This is a genomic window from Specibacter sp. AOP5-B1-6, assembly GCF_052376555.1.
Lineage (GTDB): Bacteria > Actinomycetota > Actinomycetes > Actinomycetales > Micrococcaceae > Specibacter.
The window spans coordinates 1-1842 of record NZ_JBQSVT010000096.1 but is presented as its reverse complement, the minus strand read 5'-3'; the positions used below and the strand labels follow the sequence as shown (position 1 = coordinate 1842).

Annotated in this window: 1 rRNA gene; it reads left to right on the top strand. The window is 53.8% G+C overall.

Annotated elements, in window-relative coordinates:
• Positions 1 to 183 precede the first annotated feature (183 nt).
• A 16S ribosomal RNA gene (locus ACT3TS_RS19595) occupies positions 184 to 1719 on the top strand.
• Positions 1720 to 1842 lie beyond the last annotated feature (123 nt).

Below are 1842 nucleotides of genomic sequence, written 5' to 3'. Positions count from 1 at the left end.
GTTGTTGTTTGAGAACTCAATAGTGTGCCAAGTTTTATTGATACCAATTTATTTATATGGATTGGTTATTTGGTTTTGTTGTTGCCGCCCCTGTGGTGATGGCAGGACCGTTTAGCTGGTTTCGAATTTAGTGCATGCATTCATCACCTTTTTCCGGTGTGTTTGTGTGTGTCTGTTTAGTTATTAACGGAGAGTTTGATCCTGGCTCAGGATGAACGCTGGCGGCGTGCTTAACACATGCAAGTCGAACGATGAACCCCGCTTGCGGGGGGATTAGTGGCGAACGGGTGAGTAACACGTGAGTAACCTGCCCTTAACTCTGGGATAAGCCTTGGAAACGAGGTCTAATACTGGATATTGACTTTACATCGCATGGTGTTTGGTTGAAAGATTTATTGGTTTTGGATGGACTCGCGGCCTATCAGCTTGTTGGTGAGGTAATGGCTCACCAAGGCGACGACGGGTAGCCGGCCTGAGAGGGTGACCGGCCACACTGGGACTGAGACACGGCCCAGACTCCTACGGGAGGCAGCAGTGGGGAATATTGCACAATGGGCGAAAGCCTGATGCAGCGACGCCGCGTGAGGGATGACGGCCTTCGGGTTGTAAACCTCTTTCAGTAGGGAACAAGGCCAGACGTTGTCTGGTTGAGGGTACTTGCAGAAGAAGCGCCGGCTAACTACGTGCCAGCAGCCGCGGTAATACGTAGGGCGCAAGCGTTATCCGGAATTATTGGGCGTAAAGAGCTCGTAGGCGGTTTGTCGCGTCTGCCGTGAAAGTCCGGGGCTCAACCCCGGATCTGCGGTGGGTACGGGCAGACTAGAGTGATGTAGGGGAGACTGGAATTCCTGGTGTAGCGGTGAAATGCGCAGATATCAGGAGGAACACCGATGGCGAAGGCAGGTCTCTGGGCATTAACTGACGCTGAGGAGCGAAAGCATGGGGAGCGAACAGGATTAGATACCCTGGTAGTCCATGCCGTAAACGTTGGGCACTAGGTGTGGGGGACATTCCACGTTTTCCGCGCCGTAGCTAACGCATTAAGTGCCCCGCCTGGGGAGTACGGCCGCAAGGCTAAAACTCAAAGGAATTGACGGGGGCCCGCACAAGCGGCGGAGCATGCGGATTAATTCGATGCAACGCGAAGAACCTTACCAAGGCTTGACATGAACTGGAAACACCTGGAAACAGGTGCCCCGCTTGCGGTCGGTTTACAGGTGGTGCATGGTTGTCGTCAGCTCGTGTCGTGAGATGTTGGGTTAAGTCCCGCAACGAGCGCAACCCTCGTTCTATGTTGCCAGCACGTTATGGTGGGGACTCATAGGAGACTGCCGGGGTCAACTCGGAGGAAGGTGAGGACGACGTCAAATCATCATGCCCCTTATGTCTTGGGCTTCACGCATGCTACAATGGCCGGTACAATGGGTTGCGATACTGTGAGGTGGAGCTAATCCCAAAAAGCCGGTCTCAGTTCGGATTGGGGTCTGCAACTCGACCCCATGAAGTCGGAGTCGCTAGTAATCGCAGATCAGCAACGCTGCGGTGAATACGTTCCCGGGCCTTGTACACACCGCCCGTCAAGTCACGAAAGTTGGTAACACCCGAAGCCGGTGGCCTAACCCCCTTGTGGGGAGGGAGCTGTCGAAGGTGGGACTGGCGATTGGGACTAAGTCGTAACAAGGTAGCCGTACCGGAAGGTGCGGCTGGATCACCTCCTTTCTAAGGAGCACCAAACACCACAACAGCCACTGCATAGTGTCTTGTTGGTGGTGTGAGGAGTAAAGACCCATTGCCAGAACGCATGTTTCTGGGTGGGTTGCTCAAGGGTGGAATATCAATAAA